We start from the raw sequence: 18256 nt of genomic DNA on the forward strand, positions 1-18256 counted from the left end.
CCCACCGCGGCGCCCCCTGCGCCGCCCGACCGGATGCCGCCACCCGGGCGACCGGACTCCCCTTCTCGATGATCCGCCTGGCCGGCGGTCTTCGCCGCTGGAAGGCCCGGTGGCCCGGGACGGGCCCACTCCGCTCAGCCACTCCGAGGCCGCGAACGCTCTACGGATCAACGCGAGCAGGCAGCTGACCGCCGTGCACCGGCCGGTGGCGGGGAATGCTTCCAACGGACCACACAAGGCGCCGCCATGCCGGTGACCCCGTGGTGCGCCTGCCGCGCGCCACCCGGCTCGCCCGGGAGGTTGGCACCGAGGCCGGTGCAAGGGCCGCCGGACAGGGCACCGCGTGCGATCGGGGGCGCAACCTTGAGCAGGACGGGTAGTGGCCGCCGGCAGGCGGTGATCGCCTCCGCGCGGGCGCTGACGACAGCGGGAATCCTTGTCGCCGGCTACTACCTGCTGCCACTGGGTTCGGCCTTCACTGTCGGCCCCGTCCTCACACTCGTCGGTGGCCTCGCAGGGGTGGCGCTGCTTCTGGCCTGGCAGATCCGCAGGATCACCCTGTCCCCGTGGCCCGGGCTGCGTGCCATGGAGGCACTGGCGGTGAGCGCCCCCCTGGTCGTACTGCTGTTCGCAACGGGGTACTGGCTGATGGAGCGCAGCGTGTCCGGCAGCTTCAGCGAAGCTCTGTCGCGGACCGACGCCCTGTACTTCGCCATGACGGTGTTCAGCACGGTCGGGTTCGGCGACATCACCGCGCGCAGCGAAACGGCCCGTCTGCTCACCACGGGGCAGATGACCGTGAACCTCCTGCTGGTCGGCGTGGCGGCCCGCCTCCTGGTCCACGCCGTCCAGGAGGGCAGACGACAGCGGGACCGGGCTGCGGCCGGCGGGGACAAGGCCCCACCCGACGCCCGGTGACCCCGACTTGGAGCCCATGTGGGGTTCGTCGTCTCAGGTCAGGTAGTTGTCGATGTCGCGGGCGGAGCGGTAACCGCTCTCGATCGCCCCGTCGATGAAGCCGCGCCACGTGATCGCCGAGTCGGCGCCCGCGAAGAACAGCCGCCCTTCGGTCGTGCGCAGGTCCGGCAGCACGCTCGCCAGCTGTCCGGGCCTGAAGATGCACCATGTGCCGAGCGCGAGCGGGTCGTTGGCCCAGTCCCAGCCGACGATGCTTTCCACCTCGACGCCCGAGAGCAACGGCTGCAGCGCATTCTGCATGCCCTGGGTGTCGTCGAACTGGGTCATCTGGAGCTTCTTCGGGTTGGCGGAGAACACGATCAGCCACGAGCCTTCCGGGCCGTGGTCGTAGGTCACCAGATAATTGACCGCCTGAGCCTCAGGAGCCACGATGCTCACGTTGCCGATGTCGCCCTTCACGCGTACGAAGGCCTTCATGCCGGCACCCACGTGTCGGTCGGCCGACGCGGTCCGCTTGATCTCGGACAGGCCAGGCTCGAACTCCACACTGTTCAGCACGTTCATCGGCAGCGCGATCAGCGCAGTCGGCGCGCTGACGGCCTCGCCGCTGTCGAGTTCGACCCGCACTCCCCCGTCGGTCTGGACGACACGCCGCACGGGCGAGTTGAGCCGGATGTCGGCCAGCGTGGCCTGCCCGGCGATCGAGTTGATCAGCTCACGTGTCCCCTTCACCAGTTTCGTTGCCGACAGCGCGGCCATGACCTGGGCGGCGCTGTACCCAGCCAGGGCGTAGCACCGGAAGATCTCGGTCGCACCGGACTGATCGAGCGGGCCGAACGCGACCAGGCTGCACATCCCCTCCACCCAGTCGCGCAGCTCCGGAGATGCGGCCTTGAAGGTGTCGAGCTGATCACGCATCGATCTCTTGCCCAGGCCCTGCGGGTCCGGACCCACGGTTTCCAGGAACGGCTCCGGGAACAGGGTCATGCCCGGGGCACAGAACTGGTCGAACGCCTCCAGTGCCCGCTCGACATCGTCGTCGGACAAGTCCACGACGCGGCCATCGGAGACGACCGCCTGCCGCAGCCCCTCCAGCACCGGGAACGTCTCGGTCTCGACCGCGTACCGGTCGATCTCCGACCACACGTGCGGCTGCAGAGGGTGTACCCACGTACCGCCGAACTCCATGGGATGCCCGTCGTGGTCCTTGGTGTAGGTCCGGCCGCCCAGCCGGTCACGCGCCTCCACCAGCACCGCGCGGCGCCCGCGCGCCGACAATTCACGCGCAGCCGTCACACCGGCGAATCCGCCGCCTACGATCACGACATCCACTTCGGAATCTGACGTCGCCATGATCTGCTCCCTTGGAGTCGTCTCACCTGACTCGCGGGCCACTTTCCGGGAATGGGCAGCAGCTGGTCGCGCGCCACGCTCTGATCGTGGAGAATCAGGTCAACCACGATCTTGATCTGGGGATGCCCCTAGGCCACGACGAAGAACTTCACGAACGGTGACCGTGTTCTCCAGATGGCCGTGAACCCGGCCGGGAATGCATAGATGCCTCCGGCAACGAGATCGATCCGCTCGCCCTCGGGGGTTTCCAGCTCCGCCTCGCCCTCGATCACATGGAATGTGTCGCTGGCCGCGGGCTTGTAGGGGAACTCAGCGCCTTCCTCCGGGCCGATCCTCCACAGGCCCGACAGCGGGCCCCCTTCCGTCTGGGCGAGCCAGTGGATCTCCCCCGTCTCCCGGCCGTCCTCGAAATAGGGTTCCCACGACTGGGCCGTCACAGATGAACTCGCAAAACCCGCGGTGTTCGTCATGGATCCCTCCTCGGGAAGCAGGCCGAAAACGTGCCCCTTCCACCACCGTACCCACGTTCCAGGCTTCGAGCCCATCCGCCGGTCGGCGTTCCCTTCGTTGAACCAGTAGTCGCCTGCGGCCAGGTAGCGGAAGGAGTGCACGCTCTTGCCGGGCAGGACGAAGGTGACCTCGGTGCGGTCCTTGCGCTGCTTGCGTTCGAGCAGTTCCTCGCCGCCAGGCGGCTGCGGCGCGGCGAGCTCCGGCCGCGAGTGCGATGCTGGAAAGCAGTGGAGGGCCGGCGGCTGGACTGTCGGGCCGGCCCCGTCAGCAAGGGAGCATGACGTGGGTGGTCTTCTTCGAGGAATAGCGCGCACCGCGGTGGTCGCCGGTACGGCGACGGCGGTCTCCAACCGTGTTTCGCGGCGCCAGGCGGGCCGGTGGGCCGAGCAGGACAGCCAAGCCGAGCAGCAATACGCTCCGCCCCCGCAGCAATACGCCGCACCCGCACCGGCCGCCGCTCCGCCTGCCGCGGACGACATGCGCAGCAAGATCGATCAGCTCAAGGAGCTCGGAGCGCTGAAGGAGCAGGGCATTTTGACGGAGGCGGAGTTCGAGGAGCAGAAGAGCAGACTGCTCGGTACCTGACCAGACCTCAGGTGATAACGCACTGCTCCGGCACCGGTCGAGAACCGGTGCCGGAGCAGTGCGTCCGAAGCGGGGGTCGTCTTCGGACCGCGTACCCCCTCACTGGGGCAGCTGGCCGCCTTCCGCTGCTTCCTCCGCGTCGAGGGAAGCCAGGATGGCCTGCACGGGGATGCGGCCACTTGCCACCATCTGTGCGCCGCTGCGGCGCAGAGCACGGGCGAAGGGGGCGGCCCAGCGGTTCTCGTACACAAGGATCGCGGCCGCGTTGCCCGGTTGAAGGGCGTTGCCGGCTTCGTCGAGGTCGTCCTGTCCGAGCAGTTCGGATGACGCGCCTTCGAAGACGGAAAGCCCCGTCGCGTCCCCGTCGTCGAGTCCTGTGAGTTCCAGGGCGGTGACGGTTCCATCGGCGTCCTTCCGCACGAAACGGAGGTCGAGGATGTGGATCAGGCCTTTGTCCACCAGGTCGATCAGGAGGGGGAACGCCTCGCCCGTCATCCGGTTTCCGGGGAACTCGACGACCAGGTAGTCGACGGGGCCCATGTCTTCGATGTCGTCGCTCATGAGCACTCCTTGTGTATGTCTGGAGCGGTGGCCCGGGGGTGTCCGCGGTATGTGCCTTCCGCGGACGACGAGATCGCGCCGGGGGCCGACACAGCTCTGTTCTCATTGCAGCATCCGCCGTGAGGCACCGCACCTCCGCATCGTCCGCACCGCATCGTCCGCACCGCATCGTCCGCACCGCATCGTCGGCACCGTGGCGACGGTGCACGGCATCCGTGTCAGCCGGTGAGCTGGTAGAGGCTTCGGGCGACGAGCCACAGTCCCAGCAGGAGGCAGGTGACGACGATCGCCGGGTCCTTGTGGCGTTCCAGCCAGGCGCGCAGGCTCAGCAGCGCGTGCTGGGCCTTCTGGGGAGCGAACACCATGTACAGCTCCATGGCCAGCAAGGTGGAGGTGGCCAGGATGCAGAAACCCATGAGGGCCAGGAAGGACTCTGCGTGGGAGAGGTCGGCCTGGACGACGGTGGCAGCAGCGGCGCCGACCATCCCCCAGGGTTGGAGCAGCACCGCGAGGGCTGCTGCGGACCATCCGGTGGCGTCGTCCATCCGGGAAGTCATGGACGACCCGGAGGAATCCTGTGCGGGGGAATCCGCAGTGGTAGCGGTGCGGCGGCTGCGCCGGCGACGGCGCTCGCTGTAGACCACCAGGCCGACACCGATGATCAGCGTGGCCACGAGTGCCGCCATGGACGGCGGAGAGCGGGGCGGGGGCGGCTGCCCGCCGGTGAGCAGGAGGACGATCGCCATCACGGCCACGAGGCAGGCCAGCCAGGCGATGATGAACGCCAGCCCCTTGCGCACCCCACGGGGGGCGGACACCACCAGCACGAAGGCCATGATGGGCAGGGGGAACAGCGTCACGGCCAAGCCGATGAGGAGCAGGTCAAGCACCATCGCGGCCCACCCCTCCCCCATGCGCCCTTCCCGCCGGAGGAACGGACCGGGCCGCGGCCTGGTCGAGTTCGGTGTCGAGAGCCAGGGCGGCGGTGATGAGGGCGAGGTGGGTGAAGGCCTGGGGGAAATTGCCGAGTTGTTCGCCCGTCAGGCCGACCTCCTCGGCGAAGAGCCCGACGTGGTTGGCGTAGGTGAGCATCTTGTCGAAGGCGTAGCGGGCCTGATGGACACGGCCGGCCCTGGCGAGGGCGTAGACGTACAGGAAGGTGCACAGGGAAAAGGTGCCCTCGGAGCCCTCCAGTCCGTCCGGGGAGGCTTCCGGGTCGTAGCGGTAGACGAGGCTGTCGGAGACGAGTTCGGCGTCCATGGCGTCGAGGGTGGACAGCCAGCGCGGGTCTTTGGGGGGAATGAAGCCGACCAGGGGCATGAGCAGCAGGGAGGCGTCCAGGACGGTGTTGTCGTACTCCTGGACGAATGCCTGCCGTTCCGCGCTCCAGCCGAGGGTCATGATCTGTTCGAGGATCGCGTCGCGTGCGGCGGTCCAGCGGGGCAGGTCGGCCGGGCGGGCGGTGGCGGTGGCCTGGCGGATGCCGCGGTCGAGGGCGACCCAGCACATGAGGCGGCTGTAGGTGAAGTCCTTCTGCCCGCCGCGCGTTTCCCAGATGCCTTCGTCGGGGCGGTCCCAGTTCGCGCAGAGCCAGTCCAGCAGGGCGGCGCAGCGCTGCCAGTCGTCGTAGCCGATGACGTTGCTGACCTGGCCGGCCTGGGCAAGGGCGTAGACGGCCTCGCCGTAGATGTCCATCTGCAGTTGGTCCGCGGCGCCGTTGCCCGAACGTACCGGTACCGAGCCGCGCCACCCTTCCAGGTGGTCGAGGACCTCCTCGGTCAGGTACGGGTCTCCGTCGACCCGGTACATGATCTGCAGGGGTTCGCCGTTGGGAGCGCCGCCGTCCCTCAGCCGCTGGATGAGCCAGCTGCGGAAGGCGCTGGCCTCGTCGGTGAAGCCGAGGTCGCGCATGGCGCGCACCGACAGGGAGGCGTCGCGGACCCAGGTGTAGCGGTAGTCCCAGTTCCGCTCCCCGCCCTCCTGCTCCGGCAGGCCCATGGTCGCGGCGGCGATCGGCGCGCCGGTGGGGGCGTACGTCATCAGCTTGATGGTGATCGCGGAGCGGTTGACCATCTGCTGCCAGCGGCCGCGGTACGTGCAGCGGCCGGTCCAGCCGTGCCAGAAATCGCGCACGGTGTTGAACTCCTCCACCATGTCGCCCACGTTCACCGGCGGCGGGGCCACGCTGCCCGCGTCGCAGACGGTGAGAAGGACGGCCGCGCGTTCACCCTCGCCCAGGGTCACGGTCGCCCGCACGTCCCTCTCGTCGGCCTCCAGGGCAACTGGCCCCAGGGCTTGCAGGTAGGCGGTGGTGCCGGGTCCGTCGAAGCGGGCGGTGGCGCCGTCGAAGGTGAGGTCGTGCGGTGCCCGGCCGTAGTCGAAGCGCGGGCGGCACTCCAGGTTGAAGCGCACGGTTCCGCGTACGCCGCGCATGACCCGCACCACCTGGTGGACGTCGGTGACGGTGTGCGGATCGCGGACGGGCATGAAGTCGACGACCTCCCCGACGCCTTCGGGTGTGAGGAAGCGGGTGATGAGGACGGCGGTGTCGGCCAGGTAGAGCTGGCGGGTGACGACCTCGGCGCCCCTCGGCGGCTCGTTGCCGGAGACGGGTGGCGCGTCGGCGGTGATGGCGAAGTAGCCGCCCCGGCTGGCGTCGAGCAGGCTCGCGAAGATGCTGGGCGAGTCGAACCGGGGTGAGCAGAACCAGTTCAGTACGCCCTCGGACGAGACGAGGGCACAGGTCTGCAGGTCCCCGATCAGGCCGTGCTCGGCAATCGGCGGGTAGGGGCGCATCGGCCCTCCCTGAGGAGGCTCAGCGGAGTCTGGCACCGGCTCTCACGAACCGAGGACCTTGGCCTTGGCATGCTCGAACTCGGCCGCCGTGATGTCGCCGCGGTTCTTGAGCTCGGCCAGCCGCGACAGTTCCTCGGCGCTGTTGGTGGTCCCGGCACTCTCGCGCACGTAGGAGCGGAAGGCCTCCTCCTGCCGGTGAGCCCGCTTCAGCTCGCGCTCGCCCATCCCGCGCCCGCGGGCGATCAGGTAGACGAAGACGCCGAGGTAGGGCAGCAGGATGACGAAGACGGTCCAGCCCGCTTTGCCCCAGCCGTTCATCTCGTCATCACGGAAGATGTCGCCGATGACGCGGAAGAGCAGCATGAACCAGAGCACCCAGAGGAAGCAGAGCATCATGGTCCAGAAGATGTTGAGCAGCGGGAAGTCGTAGTCCTCTGCCAGGTTGAGCAGCGAGTTCTGCATGGCCGGTCTCCTGTTTGGTTCTGGCGGGCCCTGCGGGTCCTGGAAAGAGTCCGTCTGAGAATCAGTGGTCGCGGAATCAGTGGTCGCGTTACGTGCGTGAACATCCAGCGGCCGTGCCGACACCTGGATTCCTGAGGCATGGCGGGCGAGCCTGCGCGTCTCCTCTTCGCTGCGGCCGCGATGGCGGGTTCTCGAGCGCCCCCGGGATGAATTGCCGTGTTCTCCCACCGCTCTGCGGGTGACCTCGCACGGATCTCGTCCCGCCCTCTCATTCTCGGCTCCCCGCCCGGGGGGCGCCACGCGGGCGGGAACGGACGGCCGCCGAGCCGAACGCCGCCGGGGGCGGTTCCGGCCCGGGCTACCGATCCCCCGCGTCGGTGCCTGTCCAGACGAGCGGGTACGCCTCGCTGCCGGTCCGCTCGACCCACTGGAGCCGGTCGTACACCACGGCGCGCCGGGACTCGGGGGTCCGCTCCGCCAGCCTGTGCAGCAGGTCGCGGATTCTGCGCAGGGCCATCGGGGATCCGGCGGCGGCGAAGACGACGTCGTCGACGGCGGTCCGGACGTACTGGTCCCAGCCGGGCACCGGGATGCTCACCCGCAGCCGTCCGGCCGAATCGGTGAACCGGCCGATGTCCAGGTCACGGTCGGCGAGGCGGGTCAGCAGGTCCTCGAGACGGTCCAAGGCCTCCACCGCCGTGGCCGGATCGTTCACCGCCGGGGACAGGGCCCGGAGTGCGATGTCGGCCAGGAGCCGGAACGGCAGTTCGGGGTCCTGGCCGAAGGTCCGCTCGACCCCCGTCGACACGGCCGCGTGCAGTGCCGCCTCCGTCGGACCGTCCGCCGTCACCTCGGCGAGCACCATGCCCCCCGTCAGGGTCGCGCCCGGCGCGATGCGGAACGCGACCGAGGAGTCGTGTTCCTGAGTGAGGCCCACGAGGGCGGGCACGTCGATGTCCTGGAGCACTCCTGGCGGTCCCGCCCAGCGGACCGCGATCCCCGCGCCGGCCGTCACGGTCTGCGCGGGGGTGTCGCTCTCCGGGGCGTACGGGCGTAGGTACAGGGCGTCGTACAGGCGGTGCGCGCGGGCGGTGATCGCGGTCAGCGAGTGGCCGAGCTGGATGGAGTCGAACGCCTTCATCTGCACCGTCCGCATCAGGACGAGGGCGATCAGGGTGAGGAGCATCGCGGCGCACGGAACGAAGGCGGAGACGCTCTCGCGGGTGCCGAGGGCCAGGCCCGAGGTGATGCAGAAGACGAACACGCCGACGGAAGGCGAACGCCCGCCAGACGATCGGCTCGTCGCGGAACAGGCCGAGGCGCGGCGTGAACGTGCTCGCGGAGAACTGCACGACCAGGAACAGCATCGAGTAGATGATGCTCACCAGGCTGATGACGCCGAAGCCGATGGTGAACAGCACGCTGACCACCCGCCCGGCGGCTACCTGCGGTCCCGCCGTGACCAGGGGAGCCAGCAGGCCGAGCACCAGCCCGGCGATCGCGCACAGCAGCTGGGACAGGCCTCTGCGCAAGGCGCGCGTGGGCCGCCGGAGCAGCGCGCCGCGCCGACGCCTTACCCGCGCCCCGCGGTGGGCGCCGTCAGCCGATCGGAGCATCCGGCCTCCTCCAGGGTCGTATCCCGCACGGGGCGGATCGCGGCCTCCCGGCTCCGACCCGGGGGCCCCGGCCGTCGGCCGGTCCAGCGCCGACGGGTCCCCGCCCAAGATCCCTATTCCTCTGCCGCGCGCTCCGCGGCACGCACCTGCGCAGCGAACTCCTCCTCGGGCATGCGCTCCAGGGTCCCGCCGTGGCGCCGGGCCAGTTCGTCCCCGGGCCCTTGCGTGGCCTCGTCCACGTCGACGATGAGCAAGGAGGAGCCCTCATCGATGCGACTGCTCAGCATGATCAGTCCCGCGCCGTCCTCCAGCAGCTCCTCGTTCTCCACTGCGCCGCCCAGGGCCGCGCCCGCTGCGGCGCCCAGCACGACACCCAGCGGTCCACCCAGCAGGCCGATCAGTCCACCGGCAAGCCCACCACCCGCGGTCCGCCTGCCGGCCCCCTGCACGTGGGTCTCCGGTACGTCGAGCAACCCTTCGGCGGAGCGCTCCAAGATCGACGCCTGACGCAGCCCCGGCAGCGTCAGTGCCTCCTGGAACGCCGCACGGCTGGCCTCCCGATCGGTGAACGAGATCAGCAGCACCTGATGGCTGTCCGCCATGTCGACCGTCCTCCATCGCTGCGCGCCGGGCGCACGCTTCCACATTCACAGTGGAACCCGCCGCAGGCCTCCCCGCCACACCCAGCGGACGGTGCACGGTTCCCGTGGGACCGGTTCCGTTCTGTGTCAAAACACGCCGCCCCCTGCACGCAGAGTTAGGCTTGCACCAAGACGTACGACTCGTACGACTGGAGCGTCGCATGCGATACCGCCTGCTGCCCGGCTTGGCGGCGTGGACGACCGCTACGTCGGTCTTCGCGATCGCCCTGATCGCTGTGCCGTCCGGCCCCGCGCACGCATTCACCGGCGCCAACCACGAGAACATCACCCGGGCGGCCCTCCCCTGGGAGCCGCTCACGCTGTCCGAGATGGCCGATGCCCGCGACGGGGCGGTCAATGCCAATGACCACGGCGGATACTTCCTCCTCGGCCCTCTGCACTGCGACAACGCCGACTACCTCGCCCCCCGCTACGTCCAGGACTATCCCCGCAGCCGGGACGAGGCCACCACCGAGCTCCTCGCCTGCATCCGTACCTCCGTCGCCCACTTCCGCAACGCGGTCCGGGCGGCCGACGGCCTCGTCGACAAGGACGGCAAGGTCCGGGCCGACCAGAGCGACCTGTCCTCCCACTGCGCATGGCAGGAGACTCCCAACCGCGCCAAGTGCAACGTCCTGGAAGAGCTCGGCCGCAGCTGGCACCAGATCCAGGACTTCTACTCGCACTCGAACTGGTCCGACCGGACCGCCCCCGGTCCGGTCGGCCTCACCGACCCTCCCGGACTGGCACGTACCGATGTCGCCCCCTTCCTCGACATCCGCCGCTACAGCACCATGAATGACGCCGACTGGACCCGGGACGCACGCACCCGCATACCCGTGGACCTCGCCACCGGCTGCTACTCCGACTTCGATTCCACCGGCGTCAAAGCCGCTGACTGCGCCGGTCGTATCACGCACAACCGCGGCCTGAACAAGGACACCGCCGCATCCCACCGCTCGAAAACCGGTGACAACTTCACCCACGCCGTTTCCGGCGCCACCGCCGAGACGACCCGCCAGTGGAACGACTTCAAGGCCGAACTGCTCACGGCCTATCCGGACCACCGGCGCGGCGAACAGATGATCTGTGCCCTCACCCACGACCACCCGGATTCGAGCTGCACCTGAGGCGGTCAGGCAGCCGCGTCAGTGGGCGAACAGCGGGGACACGGCGGCCTCGGAACTGCTGTTCCAGTACGTCACACGGGCCTTGTCGTCCACGTACACGCCGCCCTTCGGCATCTCCAGGAGCACGCCCTCGCCCGTGTTGTTGTCCGGGCGCTGACCGTGCGGCGCGAGCGCCATGTTCTTCACGAGGGTGCTGACGTCCTTGTTGCTCTGGCGCAGGAGCAGCCCCGCGTACGCCTCCTTGCCGGGGGCGAGGGTCACCTCCGTCTGCGGCTTGGAGTTCGCGAAGACCCCCACGAGCCGGCCGTTGCCGTCCTCCAGCCGGAGTACCGGATGGGTCCGCAGCTTGCACGGCGTGGTGCTGGTGTTGGTGACGGTCAGCAGGACCTTCGAGTCGTCCTTGGCGGGTGGCACGGCCCACTCCACCTTGACCTCGGTGTAGTCGTCGGGGCAGTTGCCGTCGATGCCCTTGGGGTCGCCCTCGGCCTCGCCCGGACGGCCCGGCGCGGCAGAGGACGCGGAGGCCGAGGGGACGCCCGGCGCGGACGCGGAGACGGAAGGCGCTGCGGAAGGGGAGGCGGTAGGTGAGGTGGAGGACTTCGGCGGCGGGGTGGCGCCGGCCTTGTCGTCGCTCGGCTCGCAGGCCGTAGCGGCCAGGAGCGCGGCGGCGGCGAGGCCGAGGGCGCCGAGCGTCCGGGCGTGGGTGGACCTGGGGAAAGTGCGCATCACGAGCCCCCGTGGCTGCTGACGTACTGGGATTGGTCTGGACAGGATGCCCGCCGTGGCTTCGGATTCACGCTCCCGCGAGGACCGTTACAGCTCTCGTATGCGGCGGTGACGGTTCCGTCGTGAGGGCGGGGCGGGAACCCCCGCGACGGCGGCCCCGGCTCTCGACCGAAGATCACCGAGTAGTAGCCTCGTTCCGCAACACGACGCGAAGGGGAGCTCAAGTGGCGCGGGTTGCGGTGGTCGGTGGCGGTATCAGCGGGCTGGGAACGGCGCTCATGCTCGGCCGGCGGGGCCATCGGGTCACGTTGTTCGAGCAGGACGCGCGGGAGGCCGGAAAGGACCTGAACCGGGACTTCTTCCACTGGTCCAGGCCCCGAGCCCCACAGGCCGTCCAGCCCCACTCTTTCCTCGCGCCCGTGCGCACCGTGTTGCGCGCCGAGACCCCTGATGTCTACGCGGACCTGCTGGCACGCGGAGCCCGGGAGTACCACGACTTCGACTGGTTCGGTGAGCATCCGCCGCATCGGACCGGCGATGACGACTTGGTGACCCTGCGCACCCGCCGCATCGTCCTGGAGGCCGCATTGACCGCGGCCGTACGGCGGGAACGCACCGTCGAGGTACGGCGCGGCTGCCGGGTGCGCGCCCTCACCATCGAGGAGGGCTCCCCTGCCCGGGTCACCGGCGTGCAGGTGGGCGCTGAAACACACCGGGCGGACCTCGTCGTCGATGCGTCCGGTCGTCGCTCGCCGGTTCCCGCCTGGCTGATCGCGGCCGGCTGCCGCCCGCCCGTGATCGACAGCCACCGCACCGGGATCGCCTATCTGTGCCGCTGGTACCGACTGCGTGCCGGCGGTCCTCGTGACCCCGGGCGGGTGAAGACCGGCTCGGCCTCACCGTTCGCGCTCGCCGGCGTCTTCCCTTCCGACAACGACACCTTCGCGCTGCACCTGGTGCTCTCCACGGGTGATCCGACCCGCGGCGCGCTCACCGACCCCGCCGTGTTCGAGGCCGCCGCCCGCCGCTTCCCCGCCACCGCCGCCTGGCTCGACCTGGCTCCCGAACCGCAGTCAGCCGTCCTGGCGATGGCCGGCCTGGACAACCGCTGGACCGCCCTCGCCGACGATGACGGACCTGTCGTCACGGGCTTGGTCAACACCGGGGACAGCCTCATCCACACCAACCCCACCTTGGGCCACGGGGTGGCCCTCGGTCTGCGCGCCGCCCAGTACCTCGCCGCCCATGCCGACCAGATCGCCGCGGACCCCACCGGCTACCACACCTGGACAGCACAGTCCCTCCGCCCGTGGTTCGACGCGCAGGTGACGGCCGACCGCGCCAACGAGCAACGCCTCGCAGAGGGCTCACCCCTCTCGGACCGGCGGGCTGCGGCCCTGGCCGCCTGCGCCTTCGACGACCCCGTCGTCATGAGAGCCCGAGCCCAGGTCCGCCATCTCCTGCGACCGGCCCCCGACGCCTACGGCTCCGACGAGGTAGACCGACACGTCACCGCCTGGCTGGCCGCCCGCCCGGACTTCTCGCCGCAGCACGACGGCCCGACCCGAGGCCAGTGGGACGCACTCATCCCGAACTGAGCGCGCGCTCGGCAACTCACCTCCGACACGGCGATCTCGGCCCAAGCCGCCCTGCCTCAGCGGAACTCGTGGACCACCTGGATCTCGCCGACCATGTGGGCGTTGAAGTCGTCCAGTTCCTCGGCCGGGACCCACAACTCGAGGATCGTCCGCCCGCCGGCCTGTTGGACGGGGTACCGGCTCAAGAACTCCGACTCGACCTCAAATCGGGTGACGAAGCCGACCCCGCTGTGCTTCACGTTCCAGTCCCTCGCGATCTTGATCGCGTAGTCCTCGTTGAGGACGGGGTAGAAGATCGGCTGCTCGGGGAGCCGAGGCGGCCAAGCGCGCCAGTTCAGCTCTCGGACCAGGTCCAGCTCCTGGGGGCCGGTGGGGCGCCAGAGGGTCGTCGTTGCTCGCCGGCTGGTCATGTGAATCGCTCTCTGAACGCGGGGAGGCCCGCTGGTAGGGCCCGGCCTGAGAGCGGACGATACCGGCGCCGGGAACTCGACGGCCACGCAGTTTCCGTGCCAGGTCAGCGCCGTAGCCAGCCGGGCGATCGTGCGATCCCGCGTACGGTGCCAGGCGGCGTGGGCCCCCTGGCGTGGCGTCCCGGAACTCCGAGCCGAGGAGGGATATACCCCAGGGAGCAGGTGTCCGCAGTCCGAATGCCATGCGCGCCACCCGCTCCAACGGTCAGCAATCAGCGCTCAGCAGGGTACGGATCCGGCCGGCCCTGCGGGAGGCCCCGTGTTCCTTTCCCGTCTTGTCCTCGCCCCCGTCGGTTTGGCCCTGGCCCTCGCGCTCGCCGCCGGCGCGTCCGGGGCGGCTCCGGTTCCGCAGGCCGGAGCGGAGCCTGGGCCCCGGGCGGGGTCCCGGGTGACCGTGATCCCATCGCTCCCGGGCAGTACGACGGCGCTGGCCGGGTACGCCGTCCAGTCGACGGCGAAGGTCACGGATCCGGCGGCAGTCGTCTCCAGCCCCGGCTACCGGACGGACGGCTGGTATCGGGCCGGGCCCCGTTCCACCGTCCTGGCCGCCCTGCTCGCCGCGGGCGTGTATCCCGACCCCTTCTACTCCACCCAGCAGAAGTCGATCCCGGCCGCGGACTTCGCCGTGCCCTGGTGGTACCGGTCCGACTTCGCCGTCGCCGACACCACGGCTCGTACGTACCTGGACTTCAGCGGGGTGATCTCCGCCGCCGACGTCTTCGTCAACGGCCGCCCGGTCGCCACCGCGCGCACCGTCTCCGGCGCCTACACCCGGCACGAGCTCGACGTCACCGGCCTGGTCCGGGCAGGCACCAATACGGTTGCCTTCCGGATCCGCCCCAACGACCCGCGCAAGCACCTCACCATGGGCTGGCTCGACTGGCTCCAGCCGCCGCCCGACCAGAACATGGGCATCGTCCGTGACGTCACCGTGCGCCGCGGCGGGCCGGTCGCCCTGCGCGACGCGCACGTGCTGACCGCCCTGGCCGTGCCCTCGCTGAGCGCGGCCGACCTGACCGTCAAGGCCCGGGTGCGCAACGACTCGGCCCTCACCGTCACCGCCAGGGTGTCCGGCATCGCGGGTCCGGCCGCCGTCAGCCGACGCGTCACCCTGGCCCCGCACGAGACGAAGACCGTCGTCTTCTCCCCCGCCGACCACCCCGCGCTGCGGCTGCGCTCGCCCCGCGTGTGGTGGCCCGCCGCGATGGGCGGGCAGCCGCTGTACGGGCTCCGCCTGACCGCGACGGTCGACGGCGCGCCCTCCGACACCGCCCTGACGTCGTTCGGTATCCGCGACGTGCGGGCGCCGCTGAACGCCGACGGAGCCCGCCAGTACCTGATCAACGGCCGCCCGCTGCTGGTCAAGGGCGGCGGCTGGTCCCCCGACGCGTTCCTGCGCTGGGACCGCACGTACACCGAGGACCGGCTGAAGTACGCCCTCGACCTGGGCCTGAACACCCTGCGGCTGGAAGGGCACATCGAGCCCGACGAGTTCTTCGACCTGGCCGACCGGTACGGGATCCTGACGCTGCCCGGCTGGGAGTGCTGCGACAAGTGGGAGGGCGAGGTCAACCGTACGGAGGCCGGGGAGAGGTGGGGGGCCGCCGACCACCTCGTCGCCAGGGCCTCCATGGCCGCCGAAGCGGCCCGGCTCCGCCACCACCCCAGCGTCATCTCCTTCCTGATCGGCAGCGACGCCGCCCCCAACGCGGAGATCGAGAAGGGATACCTGGAAGCGCTCAAGGCCGCCGACTGGACGACCCCGGTGGTCCCCGCGGCCTCCGCCGCCTCCGCGCCGCTCACCGGGCGTTCCGGGATGCGGATGACCGGCCCGTACGACTGGGTCCCGCCCGGCTACTGGTACGAGAAGCGGGAGGGCGGAGCCACCGGATTCAACTCCGAGACGAGCGCCGGCCCGGACATCCCGACGCTCGACACGCTGCGCCGCATGATGTCCCCGGCCGAGCTGGAGACGCTGTGGAAGGACCCGTCCGCCGCCCAGTACCACCGCTCCCCCAAGGCGCTCTTCGCGGACCTCAAGCTGTACGGCGCCGCCCTGGCAGGCCGCTACGGCGCCCCGACCGGCCTGGAGGACTACGTACGCAAGGCGCAGCTCGCCCAGTACGAGAACGTGCGCGCCCAGTTCGAGGCCTACGCGCGCAACGCCAAGGACTCCACCGCACCGTCCACGGGAGTGGTCTACTGGATGTTCAACAGCGGCTGGACCTCCCTGCAATGGCAGTTGGTGGACCGCTACCTCGACCAGGGCGGGGCCTACTTCGGCGCGAAGAAGGCGAACGAGCCGCTGCACGTCCAGTACGGGTACGACAACCGCTCGGTGTCGGTCGTCAACAACCGGGTATCCGCGGCCTCCGGGCTGGCGGCACGGGTGACGCTCTTCTCCACGGACGGCGCACAGCTCTACGACCGCACGGTGACCGGCCTGCGCGTCGGGGGCGGCGGCGCGAGCACCACCGCGCTGACGGTTCCCGCGGCCGTCCCGGGCCGGTCCACCACGTACCTCGCCCGGCTGCTGCTGACGGACGGTGCCGGGCGCGAGCTGAGCCGGAACGTCTACTGGCTCTCGGACAAGGCGGACGTGCTCGACCACAAGAACGCCGACTGGTATCACACGCCCACCACGTCCTACGCCGACCTGCGCGGGCTGAACTCGATGGAGCCGGTGGCCCTCGCCTCGTCCGCCACGACGACCCGCGGCGGTGCGGGGAACTCCACGACCAGGGTGACCCTCCGCCACGCGGGACGCGGCAGGACCCCGGCGCTGCTCACCGACGTACACCTGGTGGGGGCGCGAGGCGAGCCGGTGCTGCCGGTCCGGTGGAGCGACAACCAGGTCAGCCTCTGGCCGGGCGAATCGGCGACCCTGACGGCAACTTACCGGACCGATGATCTACGCGGCTCCGCGCCCCGGCTGCGGATCTCCGGATGGAACACACCGACGGTCACATATCCGGTACTCGCCTCGCCGCCACGGCCGTAGTCCGCCGGCCCCCTGCGGCAAGGCCGCTGACGGGGCGTCGTCAGTCGGCGTGCGCGGCGTAGGCCCGGTCCGCGAGCAGCGCGGCGAGTCCGAGCAGCAGAGCGCATCCGGCGCTGAGCAGCGGCGGAGCGGCGACGCCCGTCAAGGCGGAGGCTCCGACGGACGCGCCCAGCCAGCCGGTCGCGGCTCCCAGCGCGGTCACGGACGCCCGGTCGAACCAGCTCGCACGGCGACGGCCGCCGTCCGCGCGCCGCCAGCGCAGCAGCTGCACCGGCAGCAGCAGGGCCAGCACGGACAACCAGGTGATCAGCGGTGCGTGGAGCCTGCCCGGCAGCGGCGGGTGGTAGCCGAACGCCTGGATGGCGGCCAGGGCCATGAGCAGGGATCCGACCACCGCCCCCTGGACGACGGTCGTCCGCTGCTGGTGCAGGTGCAGGCGCTGCTGGACGACCATGGCCGTGGTCCGGGAGATCTCGTCCGCCTCCTGCTTGACCGATTCCGCGTGGGCGATGTCGTCGTCCAGGAGCGCGACGAGGCCGCGCCCGAGTTCCTGATCGGGGCCGGATCCGCCTCCGGAGTCCGGCGGCAGTACACCGGCCAGCGTGTCGAGGGTGATCCGTACGGAGCTCCGCATCTCCCGGAGGTCCCGCAGCGTCTGGCTGAGCCCCTGGTCGCCTACGTACAGGGAGGCGAGCGCGGCCTCCGCCGCCAGCAGCTCGCCGGGCCCCGAGCCGCCCGCGAGGACGTCACGGCACATTCCGGCCAACCGTTCCGAGGCGGTCGACAGGCGTTGGCAGAGCTCCCGGACGCCGTGCTGCCGGTCCCGGTGAACCGCCGCGTGGTGGTGCATCCGGGCGGCGCCCTCCAGGTAGCGGGCGAACGGAGCCGCCGCCCCGGTGCGGCCGACGTGCCAGAGCCAGGAATCGAAGGCGTCCTCGTCCGCCGCCGCCCCGACGACGACGGCCTCCCGCGGTCCGGTTACCGGGGCACCGGACAGCAGCACCAGGTGTCCGGCGGCGGCCCGCCGCCAGGCTCCGCCGAACCGTCCCGGTGCGGGAACCGCGGCGAGCAGCCCCGCCAGCCGCTGGGGCCTGCGCGCGGCACTTCCGCGGTCGAGAGCGCGGTACAGGAAGGTCGTCCCGAGGGCGATCTCCTCGGGGAGCGGTGTCACGGCGGCGTCCCACCGCGCGCGGAGAGCGTGCCAAGAGCTGCCGGGGAACGGGAACAGCGCCACGGTGACGCCGATGACGTCGTGGCGTAGGGAGACGAAGCCCTGCGCGGCGTGCGGCCCCGTGCACTGGCGGGCCGCGAGCAGCCGAGCACCGGAGGCCGGGCCGGATCGCAGGAGGGGTGCCAGGGAGGGGAGTTCGGCGGGGCCGTGACCGGGGACGGAGTCGCGCAGGCCGAGCCCGTCGTGCAGCTGCGACCACATCCGTGTCAGGGACGCGGCGCCCCTCTCCTCGTCCGCGGCGGCTCCCTCCAGGTGTGCGAAGGCATGGACGATCAGGGCATGGCCGTCCGAGCGGTTAAGCGGCATCGTCGTCCATCGACCGAACAGGGTCGGCGGGTGCGGCGGTGTCCTGCTCGCCGGCGGTCCGGATCCGGTCGACCAGCCGGTCGAGCCGCTCCGCCAGCGCGGGCGGGGCGGGCGTCCGCGGGTCCTGCCCGCCGACCATCCGCATCCGGTCGCCCACCACGCAGTCTTCGAGCCGGGACGCGGCGCGCCGCAGGCCGTCCGGGTCCTCGGCGTCCAGCGCCTGCTCCAGCTCCACGAGCACGGACTCCGCCTCGGCCCATGCCCCGGAATCAGCGACGGTGTCGTGCGACACGGCTGCCAGCACAAAACGCGCGTCCTCGCGTGCGTCCGACCAGTCGTTCACGGGCTCCCC

Annotated in this window: 17 protein-coding genes; 5 read left to right on the forward strand and 12 right to left on the reverse strand. The window is 70.7% G+C overall.

Annotated elements, in window-relative coordinates:
- Positions 1-363: 363 nt before the first annotated feature.
- The gene (locus ACZ4TG_RS08295) at positions 364-918 is read left to right on the forward strand and encodes a potassium channel family protein (RefSeq protein WP_468160662.1); all 555 of its coding nucleotides are present in this window, start codon (positions 364-366) and stop codon (positions 916-918) included.
- A gap of 33 nt (positions 919-951) precedes the next feature.
- On the opposite strand, the gene ACZ4TG_RS08300 is transcribed toward ACZ4TG_RS08295, so the two are convergent.
- Both ACZ4TG_RS08300 and ACZ4TG_RS08305 read right to left on the reverse strand, forming a co-directional pair.
- Positions 952-2271, reverse strand: a complete 1320-nt coding sequence (locus ACZ4TG_RS08300) for a flavin monoamine oxidase family protein (protein WP_468160664.1) — start codon at positions 2269-2271, stop codon at positions 952-954.
- Between the two features lie 128 nt (positions 2272-2399).
- On the reverse strand, positions 2400-2816 hold the full coding sequence (locus ACZ4TG_RS08305; protein WP_468161422.1) for a cupin domain-containing protein: 417 nt from the start codon (positions 2814-2816) through the stop codon (positions 2400-2402).
- A gap of 247 nt (positions 2817-3063) precedes the next feature.
- Between ACZ4TG_RS08305 and ACZ4TG_RS08310 the strand changes: the two genes are divergently transcribed.
- Positions 3064-3366 (forward strand): SHOCT domain-containing protein, encoded by a 303-nt coding sequence (locus tag ACZ4TG_RS08310; RefSeq protein ID WP_468160666.1) that lies wholly within the window; start codon positions 3064-3066, stop codon positions 3364-3366.
- Between the two features lie 99 nt (positions 3367-3465).
- Here the strand turns inward: ACZ4TG_RS08310 and ACZ4TG_RS08315 are convergent, their stop codons facing one another.
- The 6 genes from ACZ4TG_RS08315 to ACZ4TG_RS08340 all read right to left on the reverse strand — a co-directional run bounded on the left by ACZ4TG_RS08315 (position 3466) and on the right by ACZ4TG_RS08340 (position 9403).
- Positions 3466-3927, reverse strand: a complete 462-nt coding sequence (locus ACZ4TG_RS08315) for a DUF6325 family protein (RefSeq protein ID WP_468160668.1) — start codon at positions 3925-3927, stop codon at positions 3466-3468.
- Between the two features lie 218 nt (positions 3928-4145).
- Entirely contained in the window at positions 4146-4820 is a 675-nt protein-coding gene (locus ACZ4TG_RS08320) for a GAP family protein (protein ID WP_468160670.1), read from the reverse strand.
- A complete protein-coding gene (locus ACZ4TG_RS08325; protein WP_468160672.1) occupies positions 4810-6723 on the reverse strand; it encodes a glycoside hydrolase family 15 protein in 1914 nt (637 codons plus the stop codon). Before ACZ4TG_RS08325 ends, ACZ4TG_RS08320 begins: the two co-directional genes overlap by 11 nt.
- Positions 6724-6765: 42 nt before the next feature.
- A complete protein-coding gene (locus ACZ4TG_RS08330) occupies positions 6766-7185 on the reverse strand; it encodes an SHOCT domain-containing protein (RefSeq protein ID WP_468160674.1) in 420 nt (139 codons plus the stop codon).
- Between the two features lie 358 nt (positions 7186-7543).
- Positions 7544-8449, reverse strand: a complete 906-nt coding sequence (locus ACZ4TG_RS08335; protein WP_468160676.1) for a DUF2254 family protein — start codon at positions 8447-8449, stop codon at positions 7544-7546.
- A gap of 465 nt (positions 8450-8914) precedes the next feature.
- Complete coding sequence (locus ACZ4TG_RS08340) at positions 8915-9403, reverse strand: hypothetical protein (protein ID WP_468160678.1); 489 nt, start codon at positions 9401-9403, stop codon at positions 8915-8917.
- 200 nt (positions 9404-9603) lie between these two features.
- On the opposite strand from ACZ4TG_RS08340, the gene ACZ4TG_RS08345 reads away from it, so the two are divergent.
- Positions 9604-10572: a hypothetical protein gene (locus tag ACZ4TG_RS08345; RefSeq protein WP_468160680.1), complete on the forward strand. Its 969-nt coding sequence runs from the start codon at positions 9604-9606 to the stop codon at positions 10570-10572.
- Between the two features lie 18 nt (positions 10573-10590).
- Here ACZ4TG_RS08345 and ACZ4TG_RS08350 read toward each other — a convergent pair whose 3' ends face one another.
- The gene (locus tag ACZ4TG_RS08350; RefSeq protein WP_468160682.1) at positions 10591-11298 is read right to left on the reverse strand and encodes a DUF4232 domain-containing protein; all 708 of its coding nucleotides are present in this window, start codon (positions 11296-11298) and stop codon (positions 10591-10593) included.
- Positions 11299-11522: 224 nt separating this feature from the next.
- On the opposite strand from ACZ4TG_RS08350, the gene ACZ4TG_RS08355 reads away from it, so the two are divergent.
- Positions 11523-12896 carry an FAD-dependent oxidoreductase gene (locus ACZ4TG_RS08355; protein ID WP_468160684.1) on the forward strand — a complete coding sequence of 458 codons (1374 nt, stop codon included), beginning with the start codon at positions 11523-11525 and terminating at the stop codon, positions 12894-12896.
- Between the two features lie 56 nt (positions 12897-12952).
- On the opposite strand, the gene ACZ4TG_RS08360 is transcribed toward ACZ4TG_RS08355, so the two are convergent.
- Positions 12953-13306, reverse strand: a complete 354-nt coding sequence (locus ACZ4TG_RS08360; protein ID WP_468160686.1) for a hypothetical protein — start codon at positions 13304-13306, stop codon at positions 12953-12955.
- A gap of 319 nt (positions 13307-13625) precedes the next feature.
- On the opposite strand from ACZ4TG_RS08360, the gene ACZ4TG_RS08365 reads away from it, so the two are divergent.
- A complete protein-coding gene (locus ACZ4TG_RS08365) occupies positions 13626-16367 on the forward strand; it encodes a glycoside hydrolase family 2 protein (RefSeq protein WP_468160688.1) in 2742 nt (913 codons plus the stop codon).
- A gap of 40 nt (positions 16368-16407) precedes the next feature.
- On the opposite strand, the gene ACZ4TG_RS08370 is transcribed toward ACZ4TG_RS08365, so the two are convergent.
- Both ACZ4TG_RS08370 and ACZ4TG_RS08375 read right to left on the reverse strand, forming a co-directional pair.
- On the reverse strand, positions 16408-17904 hold the full coding sequence (locus tag ACZ4TG_RS08370) for a CATRA conflict system CASPASE/TPR repeat-associated protein (protein WP_468160690.1): 1497 nt from the start codon (positions 17902-17904) through the stop codon (positions 16408-16410).
- On the reverse strand, positions 17894-18247 hold the full coding sequence (locus ACZ4TG_RS08375) for a CATRA system-associated protein (protein ID WP_468160692.1): 354 nt from the start codon (positions 18245-18247) through the stop codon (positions 17894-17896). Before ACZ4TG_RS08375 ends, ACZ4TG_RS08370 begins: the two co-directional genes overlap by 11 nt.
- Positions 18248-18256: the final 9 nt, after the last annotated feature.

The organism is Streptomyces sp. NPDC028314 (genome assembly GCF_055565795.1).

Bases quoted from the DNA above. Each gene is read 5' to 3' on its own strand.
- ACZ4TG_RS08370 (WP_468160690.1), bottom strand. From the start codon at position 17,904: ATGCCGCTTAACCGCTCGGACGGCCATGCCCTGATCGTCCATGCCTTC.
- ACZ4TG_RS08300 (WP_468160664.1), bottom strand. From the start codon at position 2,271: ATGGCGACGTCAGATTCCGAAGTGGATGTCGTGATCGTAGGCGGCGGA.
- ACZ4TG_RS08320 (WP_468160670.1), bottom strand. From the start codon at position 4,820: ATGGTGCTTGACCTGCTCCTCATCGGCTTGGCCGTGACGCTGTTCCCC.
- ACZ4TG_RS08315 (WP_468160668.1), bottom strand. From the start codon at position 3,927: ATGAGCGACGACATCGAAGACATGGGCCCCGTCGACTACCTGGTCGTC.
- ACZ4TG_RS08325 (WP_468160672.1), bottom strand. From the start codon at position 6,723: ATGCGCCCCTACCCGCCGATTGCCGAGCACGGCCTGATCGGGGACCTG.
- ACZ4TG_RS08340 (WP_468160678.1), bottom strand. From the start codon at position 9,403: ATGGCGGACAGCCATCAGGTGCTGCTGATCTCGTTCACCGATCGGGAG.
- ACZ4TG_RS08305 (WP_468161422.1), bottom strand. From the start codon at position 2,816: ATGGGCTCGAAGCCTGGAACGTGGGTACGGTGGTGGAAGGGGCACGTT.
- ACZ4TG_RS08360 (WP_468160686.1), bottom strand. From the start codon at position 13,306: ATGACCAGCCGGCGAGCAACGACGACCCTCTGGCGCCCCACCGGCCCC.
- ACZ4TG_RS08330 (WP_468160674.1), bottom strand. From the start codon at position 7,185: ATGCAGAACTCGCTGCTCAACCTGGCAGAGGACTACGACTTCCCGCTG.
- ACZ4TG_RS08350 (WP_468160682.1), bottom strand. From the start codon at position 11,298: ATGCGCACTTTCCCCAGGTCCACCCACGCCCGGACGCTCGGCGCCCTC.
- ACZ4TG_RS08345 (WP_468160680.1), top strand. From the start codon at position 9,604: ATGCGATACCGCCTGCTGCCCGGCTTGGCGGCGTGGACGACCGCTACG.